We start from the raw sequence: 10142 nt of genomic DNA on the forward strand, positions 1-10142 counted from the left end.
GACGGTAATGGCAAACATTTTGCCGTGCAGTTTCTGGCCAATAGCGGCCTTATTACCGATGCCAACTTCCAGCCGCTGATCAACGGCACTTCGCACAACGATCTGCTCGAAGGCACACACGCCAGCGGATCCCTGAAGGCCGGCACTGGCCGCGATACCGTCGAAGCAGGTGCGGGCAATGACCGGCTATTCGGCGGCGCCGGCGGCGATACCCTGAGCGGCGGAGCAGGTGCCGACAATTTCGTGTATACCCGGCTCAGCGACAGCTACCGTAATGATGCCAGTGGCAGCTACAGCAGCCGCGACCTAATCACCGACTTCAGTGGCAGCGGCCATGACATGATCGACGTGTCCGCATTGAGCTTCACCGGGCTGGGCAACGGCTACAATGGTACGCTGAAGGTGGTCCTCAACTTGGCCGGCGATACCACCGCGCTTAAATCGCTGGAGCCCGATGCCAACGGCAACCGCTTCGAAATTCTGCTCAGCGGGAACCACGTCAGTGAGCTCAATGCCAGCACCGTGCTGTTCGCCCCGCCCAGTGACGCGACCGCCGTGACCACCCCGCAGCCGATTACACCAGTGAATCTGGCCGGCGACGACAAGGCGAACATCCTGTATGGCTACTGGGGCAACGACACGCTGGCCGGCGGCGCCGGAAACGACACGCTGGAGGGTAACGCCGGCGACGATGTCCTGACCGGTGGGTTAGGCGCGGACAAGCTCACTGGCGGTACAGGCAACGACCGGTTCGTGTTCACGAGCAGCGCCGACAGCTATGCCGGCAGCAGCGACCTGATCACTGACTTCATCTGGGGCCAGGACAAGCTCGACGTCGCTGCGCTCGGCGTGACCGGTTTGGGAGACGGCCGTGACGGTACCTTGCGCATGACCTACGATGAAAACACTGATCGTACCTACCTGCGCAGCAGCGAAGCGGGGGCCGATGAGCACACTTTCCAGGTCACGCTAGCCGGATTCGACTACACGCAGTTGATCACCAATTCCGATTTGGTGGTTGCCGATAAGGCAGAGGTGGTCCTCATTGGCCACACCACTATTGACATTGACCACGTGGGCTAACGCTGCCTGAGCAACCGGGCTATCAGCACGCAACTTTAGCTTACGCAACCGCTACGGTGTGCGTGCTGGACCACAGCTGCCGGTCGCGCCTGACCGCTTTCGGCCAGAAGCGGACACTCGCGCTCAGTCATCTACTGGCGTGCGCCATGTGAAATGCAGCAACGCGGTAGCTGCCAAGCTGAAGTAAACCGCAATCAGCGGTGCAAATTGCACCACCACGTACTCAGCCGGTGGCGAGCCAGAAGTTACGAGTTAACAAAGATCCTGCGGTAAGGCACCTAGGCCAGCCCAGCCTGGACCTGATCTTTGGCAAGGTGGCCGAACAGGCGCAGTTCCCGTCACGCAAGGCTTCCGGCATTTAAGCGGAGCTATCAACTGGCTAATGGAGTGAACTGAGGCCACTCCATTAGCCATGCTGTCTCAACTCCACGGCTTCCATAAGCTCAAGCCGGAGCATGCGCCGCGAAGTTGCGGTACTGCCCTTTGAAGTACAGCAATGGCTGAGTTGCAGCAACCTCTTGCAGGTTCAACGCTTTCACTTCACCAATCACAATCAGGTGATCACCAGCGGCGTGTTCGGCGTGAATCTCACAATCGAGCCAGTGCAGGCTTCCGGCAATGACCGGATTGCCCAGCGGCGACGCATGCCACTCGACTCCTTGCCACTTGTCCGTGCCTCGGCGAGCAAACTGGTTGGAAATATGAATTTGCTCACCCGACAAGATATTGACCGCGAAGCGGCCAGCCTGGCGAATCTTTGGGTAACTGGCAGAGCTGCACATGACGCTGAATGACACCAATGGCGGGCTCATCGACACGCTGTAGAACGACTGGCAGGTGAAGCCAACCGGCTCGCCGTCCACCTGTGAAGTGATCACCGTGATGCCCGATGCGTAGTGCCCGAGCGCTTCGCGAAAGCTCAGTGGCTCGATGGCAATTTCAGGGAGTGGCATAGCGGGTCCTATATAGAAAATGCGGCTGACACTGTTAAGCAGAAATGGAGGAGCCCGATCAGTTGGCTAACTCCAATCCTTTCCTTTGCTGGGCAAAGTGCTTCGACTCAAAGCGATCTGTTCGCCCCTTAATCTGCGCGCCAATTTCCAGCCTGGCTTAACGCGCGTTCAGGAGTTCTTTGCGAACGATTTCTGCGCCATCACTCAATGCGTTCAGCTTGCCTCGGGCGACATGGCGGGGCAAAGGTGCCATACCGCAGTTCGTGCATGGGTAGAGCTTGTCAGCATCGACGAACTGAAGCGATTTGCGCAGTGTGTTGGCGACTTCCTCCGGCGTTTCGATAGCATGGTTTGCCACGTCAATTGCCCCAACCATCACCTTCTTGCCGCGAATCAGTTCGATCAGGTCCATCGGCACGTGGGAGTTGTGACATTCCAGCGAGACGATATCGATGCTGGATTTTTGCAGTTTAGGGAAGACCTCTTCGTACTGGCGCCATTCTGAACCCAGTGTCTTTTTCCAATCGGTATTGGCCTTGATGCCATAGCCGTAGCAAATGTGCACAGCGGTTTCGCACTTCAGGCCTTCGATGGCGCGCTCCAGCGTGGCAACGCCCCATTCGTTCACCTCATTGAAGAACACGTTGAAGGCCGGTTCGTCGAATTGGATGATGTCGACCCCGGCAGCCTCCAGCTCCTTAGCCTCCTGGTTGAGGATCTTGGCAAATTCCCACGCCAGTTTTTCACGGCTCTTGTAGTGAGCGTCGTAAAGGGTGTCGATCATTGTCATCGGACCAGGCAGAGCCCATTTAATCGGCTGCTGGGTTTGCGAACGCAGGAACTTGGCGTCTTCGACAAACACCGGTTTTTTACGCGCTACAGCGCCGACCACTGTAGGCACGCTGGCGTCATAGCGGTCGCGAATTCGAACGGTCTCGCGTTTTTCGAAATCGACACCTTCAAGGTGCTCAATGAACGTCGTCACGAAGTGCTGACGGGTTTGTTCGCCGTCACTGACGATATCGATACCGGCATGTTGCTGCTCCTGCAACGACAGACGCAGTGCATCCTGCTTGCCTTCGATCAATGCTTCATCTTGCAGTTTCCAAGGCGACCAGAGCGTCTCGGGCTGAGCGAGCCAGGAAGGCTTGGGCAAACTACCGGCAGTGGAAGTGGGCAACAGCTTTTTCATGAACAACAGCCTTGTTTTTTAATTGATCAAAAGGCGCAACTAATGGACCACTGCTCAAGCACGGCCTGGTAGGGCTTGATGAACTGCTCTTCGGCAAATTTGCCCTGCTCAACCGCCAGGCGACAGCGCTCCTCCCGGTCGTACACGATGCGGGTCAAGGAGTAGTCCTGATGCTTCAGGCTCGGTTGATAGGATTTGCCTGCTATCGAGTTCGCGTTGTAGATCTCGGGCCGGTAAATCTTCTGGAACGTGTCCATGGTGCTGATGGTGGCAATCAACTCAAGGTTGGAATAGTCCGCCAGCAGGTCACCCGAGAAATAAAACGCCAACGGCGCAGCACTGTTCGGCGGCATGAAGTAACGCACGGTCATGCCCATTTTCCGGAAGTATTCGTCGGTCAGAGAGTAGGCATCCTGTTGGTACTCAAAGCCCAATACTGGGTGCTGATCCTCGGTGCGGTGGTATATGCGGGTGCTTGAAACGCTAAGGCAGATCACCGGCGGTTTGTCGAAATGCTCCTTGTAAGCCGACGAATTGACGAAGCACTTGAACAGCTTGCCGTGCAGATCACCAAAATCCTCTGGCGTGCTGAAACCGGCTTGGTTCTTGTTGTGCTCCAACAGACGCACGCTGAAATCATAGTCCCGCACGTACGAGGAGAAGTTGTTCCCCACGATGCCACTGATGCGCTCGTCGGTATGGCGATCAACAATGGTGGTTTTAAGAATTTCAATCAGCGGGATGGCATGCTCACTGCTGCCTGCTTCAATGTTCATCTCGGCGGAAATGATGTCCAGCTCGACCGTGTAACGATCACCGGTAGGATTGTCCCAATGGGCCAGCGCGTTGAAGCGGTTATCGATCATCTTTAACGTGTTGCGCAGATTCTCCTGACGGCTTTCACCCCTGGCCAGGTTGGCAAAGTTGGTGGTGATCCGCGTATTGCTTGATGGGGAGTAATTCTCGTCAAAACAAATGCTCTTGATCGCAAATGTGAATTCGTTGTTCATCGTAGCTGGCACCCTAATTTTTCAGGCAAATCTGAATCAGCTTCTGGCTTGTTCAGCTTCGGCCCGCAGTCTGTTTCCTCACTCGATGGCCATAAGCCTGACTTTGGTGAAGAGCTGGGCGCAGTTTAAAGCGGACACTACATGAACAAAAACGAATTGATTTCAAAAAAATATTAGTCACGCTCATGATGGGATGCAGGGTTTTGGCTGGAGGTACTAGAGAGGTTTTCTCCCTGCGTTCGACCTGCATTTGTCGCGAGAAATCGCTGAAACCCTTCTTTCTACGCAGGTAACAGGTAGCAAAGGCCCAGAGCCTGAGCGGCTGCTTTGGAGCCAAAGCAGCCGTTAGCAGAGAAATGGATGTCGCGGCTTGGCGGGCGCCACGATGCGCCGCAAGTTGACCGCGCAGGCAAGCCTCTTTGATCACCTCCTGGAGAGCAATGCGATCGCCGGCGGCAATACCGCGCATGGAGTGAAACCACCGAAGATTGAAAGCAACGAGGGCAAGACACCGGCACTGGGCGATCACCAGGCCAAGGCGCTGCTCGAAGCCCCGGATGAAACGACCCTTAAAGGGCAGCGCGACCAGGCGCTACTGGCTGTTCTTCTCTATCACGGGCTGCGCCGTGAAGAAGCGGCGCTGCTGCAGGTGAGCGACATTCAGGAACGCCGCGGGATCCAGCATCTGAAGTGCACGGCAAGGGCGGCAAGGTGCGCTACCTGCCGTTGCACCCGGTGGCGGCCGGGCGCATCCATCTTTACCTGGAAAGCTCGGGGCATCATCTGGTCGACAGGAAGGTGCCAATTTCACCCCGTTGCGCGGCAAGCTGAGCGGCGCTGGCATCACGGCCAACCGGCATCTATACCGTGGTCATGGCCTACGCGAAAAAGGCCGGGATTAAGGTCGACGGCCTAGGGGTCCATGGGCTCAGGACAATCGCAGCCACCAACGCTTTGGAGCATGAAGCCGACATCGCCAAATTTCAGGCCTGGCTGGGTCATGCCAACATCAGCACGACCAAGATTTATGATCGCCGGGAGAACCGGCCTGAGGATTCACCGACCTACAAGGTGAAATATTAATAGAGGGGATTGAAGCCTACGCAAGAGCTCACCCTCGCGCGGTGTCGAGAATATGGTGCAACGCAACCCATGGCTGCTCGCTCTGTCGACCAAAGCCGTCGAAGATTTCAGGAATACGGCGACAGCTGTGGCTTTAAGCATGGGTAATGTCTCGGCTTGCTTCGCCCTAATCAATCCTTCAAAGTTCGTGATTCACTTCACAGGTCTCTAAAAATGAATCGACTCTTCGTCTATGGCTCTCTTGGCCCAGGCCGTCCCAATGAACATGTAATGCAAAACATTGGTGGAACATGGGAAGCGGCCAGTCTCAGAGGAGAGCTCGTCCAAGAAGGGTGGGGTGCCAGTATGGGCTTTCCAGGACTGGTGATCAGCGAGACAGGAAAAGAAATTCAAGGGCACGTCTTTATCTCGGAAAATTTCGAAAACCACTGGGCTGATTTGGATGAATTCGAGGGTGAGGAGTATCAGCGTGTCCTTACGCAAGTGACGCTTTTTTCTGGTGACCAGGCTGATGCCTACGTTTATGCCCTGCGTTAGGGATTTGCCCTGTGGCGGCAATGAACCGCCATAGGCTTTGACTTCACGTCGATTTACCACAAATTCCGTTCCACGCAGGTAGCGGTAGCAGATGGCAAAGGCCCTCAGTCGGAGCGGCTGCTTTGGGTCGAAAGCGATCCTTTTTCACCAAGGGAGATTACAGCCAGGAAATCGTCAAATACCTCTCCTTAACATCATTGGCTGGCTGAAATCCCCTAGTGAACGCCGGCATTGACGTAGCGCACTGTCGGAGATCTGGATGAAATCGCCGGGCCATATCTTTCGAAAGGCGGCTCAGGTCAGACCTGAGCCATGCCGCCGTCGACCGGCAGCTCGGCTCCAGTGATGTAACTGCTTTGGTCGCTTGCCAGAAACAGCGCGGCCGAGGCTATTTCCTCTACTCGCGCCATACGTCCGAGCGGGATCAGCTTCGTCAGCGTCTCGCGCACCTCGTCGGACGCCGCCGCCATCATCGCGGTGTCGGTTGGGCCCGGTGCCACGACGTTAACGCGGACGTTGCGGGTAGCCAGTTCATTGGCCCAGGTGCGCGCGAATGAGCGTACAGCGGCCTTGGTCGCCCCATAGACGCTATAGCCTTTAGTGCCGATCGTATCGGCGATCGACCCCACCAGCACGATAGAGCCACCATCCGGCATGATCGCCGTTGCAGCCTTGGCGGCAAAAAGCAACGCACGCACGTTGAGGTCGAACGTCCTGTCGAAATGATCCTCGCTGATGTCATCTAGTGTCGCGAACTCGGAGATACCGGCGTTGACGACGAGCACATCCACCCGCCCGGCCTCGCTGCTCACCGCCTCGAAGAAGGCAGCGAGCGCCGTCAAATCTGAAGCATCAACGCGGCGGGCGTACAGCCTGCCGGCCGCAAGCTCGCTGCCCCCCTCTTCGGCGCGACGACTTGTGGCGTAAACGGTGGCGCCTTCCGCCGCGAACCGCTTTGCGATAGCACCACCAATACCACCATGGCCACCGACCACAACCGCAATTTTTCCTGAAAGAGTGCTCATACGTCCTCCCATCATTAGTGATGAAGAACAAGCTATCATTCCTATATCTAATCACAAGAAGGCACCTGATGGTGCTTAGATATCGAGGCGTATACCCATGTCTAAAGACGTACTTGAGCTGCCGCTTGATGTGACCGCGACGCGGCCTATTCTCGAACATATCGCTAATAAGTGGACGGTGCTGATCCTGAGTGTGCTTTGCACGCAGCCAGCGCGGTTCAATGATCTCAAGCGCCGGCTTGAAGGCATTACCCACAAGGCTTTGTCTGACGCATTGAAGCGCTTGGAGCGCAATGGCCTTATCAGTCGCAAAGTCCTGCCCACGCGACCGATCGGCGTCGAGTACACCATTACCGATCTAGGCTGCTCGCTTCGCGAACCATTCGCCGCCCTTTACAACTGGTCGCTCGCCAACGGCTCCGCGCTGGAAAGAGCGCAATATGTATACGACACATCAAGAAAGAGCGAAGTGTTGGAAGAGGAAATTTAACAACAGAGCGCATGCGGCTTTCTCTGCACATTTTCCAAAGTACGATCACTGCGACTTGGATGCTAAGGACGAAGGGTAGCAATCGGCCAATAGCTGTCATTCATTCGCGTCTACAGAACCAGAGGGCAATTCACCGCCTCGGTTAGCCTGTTACGAGGGGCTGCAAACGGAACTCCAAGGTGTTCAGGACGACTTTGTCACTGACACCTCGGGGCAGCTCCGGATTGGTGGGGGAGTACGCGTTCCTGCGCCCGCACATCAAGATCAGGCATTAAATATTTCTTATGAAAGGTCGATATACAGTTACAGACAACAACAGCGAGTGCCAGCAATGGATTTTTTGCGATATTTTAAAAGATTTTTTCCACGGAAAAATTCAGTCCCAACTCAGGCTGCGGCGGTTCCACCAGCCCCTATCGTCACTCCTAGAAAACCAAATCCAGAGCCGCCAAGCTTGGATTTTGATCATGCGGAGCAGCTGCGTCGAGTTGGTGGGTTAACGGTGGCCCTACACAAGAACGATATGGAACTGGATCTTCTAGACTGGGGTTACCTAGCTAGTTCAAACGGGGAAGTAACGCTAACGAAGAAAGGAAATGAATGGATAGCGGCTAGTGGCGCTTGGTCCCCACATCGACATCCAAGTATTGATCGATAAACATGTATGGACACTGAATTGCTTTGGTGCCCTGATTGTGAGGTGGTCTTCGTAAAGGGCTGCTAACGGCCAGAAGCGGTCCCTCACTTCGTTCATCGCCCATCAGACGGCAAGGCAACTGGCTTGCGGTAAGCAAGTGTCCTCCTGAGCGGCTCACCAAACTTCGGTTCGCTTCACTATCGGACAGCCGCCATTCCAATTTCTGCCGTGCTTTCTGCGCCGTCAACGCTTTCCTCTTGCTCTCTGGGAACGATCCGGACTAATTTCGGAATGTCTCAGAACGATCAAACAGGACAAGGACAGAATGACCGCAGCTTCCCCCGGCGCTGACTCAAAAAAAACCAGGCCTAACCGAGACGACTTTGCTTCCAAAACTAGGACAGCCCTCGCTTTAAGGGCAGGTTATCGATGCTCATTTTCTAAGTGTGGCATAGCAACCGCCGGGCCAAGCGACGAAGCCTCAGATAAGCATGTGAGTATAGGGGTGGCCGCTCACATAACAGCAGCTGCGCCAGGTGGAGAACGATACGATAGTGAAATGACGCAGGAACAGCGCGCGAGTATAGAAAACGGAATTTGGCTTTGCCAAACCCATAGTCGTTTGATCGATGTTAATCCTGCTTCATATCCGACTTCGCTGCTTCATCAAATGAAAACGGAGCATGAGGATGCTATAAAGTTAGAGATGGAAAGGATGAAGTCCGCGCCGCAGTCCACTGATTTCATCGCAGTAGGTCCTTACATTGTCTTTGTTGGGGAACTCGTTGCCGTAGAGGAAAAAACTTGGACGTTTTTGTTGGATCACTTCGTAATCGGCGATTTATGGCAGCTAATTGAGTACATCGACCGATTTGGTGATCTAGACGCATATGACAAATTCGTACTGGTCAACGATCTCGGCGATGGGCGTGAGCTATCTTGTCCGCCTGCGTGGTCTAAATCTGACAAGGGAACATTGATCAAGGTAGGCGTCATGGGAAGCTTTCCTCGAATCGATGCGCACCGCCTTCCGATGGACTTGGCTTTAAGCGATGAGCATGATCTTTTCATTTTGAATGGCCAACTGGCGCGAGTGAGCGGTATAGACTCTCTTCCGCAAAAGATAAAAACTTGCTTATCCACAATCCGAGGTGAGGTTTTTTATGCTCCGACTTACGGAACCCGGATCCGAGAATACTCAACGGAATTTCTCGGTTCACCTTGGTTACCAAAGCTGATAAAGCTCGAAACTATACGTATGGCATCTATTCCGTACTCAGAACAGCTGGGGATAAACGCTCCCTCCACGCCGCTTAAAGCCGTGCGTAAAGTGATAAGCGTCGACCAGATCAGCCCAGAAGGCGATGATGGATGGTTCGCTTTCCGTTTTCATCTAGATGTAGAAGGCATCGGAGTTTGGGTCAGAGAGATCAAGCTATTCGTTTCACGGAATTTATGAGCCTCAGAGGAAGCGTTAACTGTGTGGGATAGCGGGAAACAGCTTACCGTATTCGTAAGAATGCATGTGTCGGGTCTTATAGAAATCTTGGTGTCGACCGACCTTGGAATGATAGTTCGCCTGCGCTGAAAAGCCGCTATGGGTTGTGGATTCAACCGGTGGACTATAGATGCTCAAAGGCGCTCGGGTTACCGGCCACTAAGAAGCCACAGCCTGCTGCGATCCAGCGAAGTTACCCGCCGGATAAAAGCAGGCATTTAACGTAAACCCCGTTATGGAACGCGACATAAAAGCTTACGATCATAAGAGATACGTTTTTGTCGGGCAGATTGAGGCTCGCCCAGCCAAGCGTAGGAGCCGCTGGGGTGTACCCTGAGAGTTTGGCAAAGGCGCCGTACCGGGTAATCAGTTGAGTGCTTCTTGATGAACGCGTACTTCGGCCGCACGCCTTGGCATAGTAGGCGGCGGCTTTTTTAGATGTCTCGCTCTTCATTCAACTGGTCATCTAGGCTTGCTGGTCATCGTCTTGCTGACGCTGCTCTTGGGTGAGCTACGATTTGACCCAGCTGTAAGCCAAGGTACTGGCTGCTACGGTTTGACATCGCAGCAGCCAGAGGCTTGTTAGAACGCTGCCTTCAGGCGAGCGCCGGCGTAGGCCTGTGCTTCCTGAGCC

The 10142-nt window shown here is 54.7% G+C and carries 8 protein-coding genes and 2 pseudogenes; 5 read left to right on the forward strand and 5 right to left on the reverse strand.

The window, feature by feature from the left end:
- The coding region (locus ABEH28_RS26935) for a M10 family metallopeptidase C-terminal domain-containing protein (RefSeq protein WP_346631544.1) at window positions 1-1083 on the forward strand (1083 nt) is incomplete at its 5' end.
- Between the two features lie 443 nt (window positions 1084-1526).
- Here the strand turns inward: ABEH28_RS26935 and ABEH28_RS26940 are convergent.
- From ABEH28_RS26940 to ABEH28_RS26950, 3 genes are all read right to left on the reverse strand, one after another.
- Window positions 1527-2036, reverse strand: coding sequence for a flavin reductase family protein (locus tag ABEH28_RS26940; RefSeq protein ID WP_346627962.1), 510 nt, complete (start codon window positions 2034-2036; stop codon window positions 1527-1529).
- 157 nt (window positions 2037-2193) lie between these two features.
- Window positions 2194-3228 (reverse strand): methionine synthase, encoded by a 1035-nt coding sequence (locus ABEH28_RS26945; protein WP_346627961.1) that lies wholly within the window; start codon window positions 3226-3228, stop codon window positions 2194-2196.
- Window positions 3229-3254: 26 nt separating this feature from the next.
- Complete coding sequence (locus tag ABEH28_RS26950) at window positions 3255-4238, reverse strand: DUF1852 domain-containing protein (protein ID WP_346627960.1); 984 nt, start codon at window positions 4236-4238, stop codon at window positions 3255-3257.
- A 364-nt stretch (window positions 4239-4602) separates the two neighbouring features.
- On the opposite strand from ABEH28_RS26950, the pseudogene ABEH28_RS26955 reads away from it, so the two are divergent.
- Together ABEH28_RS26955 and ABEH28_RS26960 are read left to right on the forward strand one after the other, a co-directional pair.
- Window positions 4603-5321, forward strand: a pseudogene (locus ABEH28_RS26955) (tyrosine-type recombinase/integrase); the annotation flags it as partial.
- A 213-nt stretch (window positions 5322-5534) separates the two neighbouring features.
- Entirely contained in the window at window positions 5535-5858 is a 324-nt protein-coding gene (locus tag ABEH28_RS26960) for a gamma-glutamylcyclotransferase (RefSeq protein WP_346627959.1), read from the forward strand.
- Between the two features lie 299 nt (window positions 5859-6157).
- Here the strand turns inward: ABEH28_RS26960 and ABEH28_RS26965 are convergent, their stop codons facing one another.
- Complete coding sequence (locus tag ABEH28_RS26965; RefSeq protein ID WP_346627958.1) at window positions 6158-6883, reverse strand: SDR family oxidoreductase; 726 nt, start codon at window positions 6881-6883, stop codon at window positions 6158-6160.
- A 97-nt stretch (window positions 6884-6980) separates the two neighbouring features.
- Between ABEH28_RS26965 and ABEH28_RS26970 the strand changes: the two genes are divergently transcribed.
- Both ABEH28_RS26970 and ABEH28_RS26975 read left to right on the forward strand, forming a co-directional pair.
- Window positions 6981-7373, forward strand: a complete 393-nt coding sequence (locus tag ABEH28_RS26970; protein WP_346627957.1) for a helix-turn-helix domain-containing protein — start codon at window positions 6981-6983, stop codon at window positions 7371-7373.
- A 962-nt stretch (window positions 7374-8335) separates the two neighbouring features.
- Complete coding sequence (locus ABEH28_RS26975; protein ID WP_346627956.1) at window positions 8336-9469, forward strand: hypothetical protein; 1134 nt, start codon at window positions 8336-8338, stop codon at window positions 9467-9469.
- Between the two features lie 287 nt (window positions 9470-9756).
- Here ABEH28_RS26975 and ABEH28_RS26980 read toward each other — a convergent pair.
- Window positions 9757-10043 (reverse strand): annotated as a pseudogene (locus ABEH28_RS26980) (IS3 family transposase); the annotation flags it as partial.
- Window positions 10044-10142: the final 99 nt, after the last annotated feature.

The sequence above is a fragment of the Pseudomonas sp. Ps21-P2 genome, assembly GCF_039672565.1.
Taxonomy (GTDB): Bacteria; Pseudomonadota; Gammaproteobacteria; order Pseudomonadales; family Pseudomonadaceae; genus Aquipseudomonas.